This window comes from Bartonella sp. MR168JLCBS (assembly GCF_042194175.1).
Genome location: NZ_JBHIMP010000463.1, coordinates 1 through 292, shown reverse-complemented (window position 1 = coordinate 292; position 292 = coordinate 1). Strand labels below are relative to the sequence as shown.

1 pseudogene is annotated in these 292 nt (G+C 28.8%); it reads right to left on the bottom strand.

Annotated features, from left to right (window positions below):
- Positions 1-113: pseudogene (locus ACFIK8_RS11995) on the bottom strand (peptidylprolyl isomerase); the annotation flags it as partial.
- Positions 114-292: the final 179 nt, after the last annotated feature.

Genomic DNA, 292 nt, shown 5'->3' with positions numbered 1-292 from the left:
ACCGGAGAAATTAAACATCCACTTACCAGTAGGTTGCTTACGCTCAACGGTGCAATACAAAATAAAGCAAGAATACGCTTTTTAAATTTGTTCATATAAGTAGGCCTTCGCATTGTTTATCAATTCTCATCAATTGCTTAAAATATACGTTTTTTTCATAAAAACAATGATAAGTTATATCACATATACATTCTCTTTTTATAATTCTGATTTTATCTTTTTTTCAATATCTACAATTGTACGCAATGAAAGAGAAAAATTAAAGTTTTGCAAAGGTGTTTTTTCTCCTGGA